This is a genomic window from Phaeodactylibacter luteus (assembly GCF_007993045.1).
GTDB lineage: Bacteria > Bacteroidota > Bacteroidia > Chitinophagales > Saprospiraceae > Phaeodactylibacter > Phaeodactylibacter luteus.
In genome coordinates, this window is sequence record NZ_VOOR01000284.1 from 1 (window position 1) to 234 (window position 234).

General features: G+C 57.7%; 1 protein-coding gene. It reads right to left on the reverse strand.

What is annotated here, in order from left to right; all coding sequences use genetic code 11:
* Positions 1–174 (reverse strand): Ig-like domain-containing protein (locus FRY97_RS23430; protein WP_211356979.1); only part of this gene is annotated, 174 nt, incomplete at its 3' end.
* Between the last annotated feature and the right edge of the window lie 60 nt (positions 175–234).

Sequence of the window (234 nt, forward strand, 5' to 3'; positions counted from 1 at the left end):
GTTCGACACATCTGTCACCAGCGTGATATTGACGCCCGGGCCGTCTATGTCCGTATCGTTGTCCGTCACATTGCCCATCACCGGGGTATCCTCGGGCGTGGTATAGCTGTCGTTCATCGCTACCGGCGCATCGTTCACCGGTGTCACGTCGTAGATGATCACCACGGTGTCCATGCCCCCGTTGCCGTCGTCAACGATCTTGATGATCTCGTCAGGGCCGTTGTATTCCGGGTT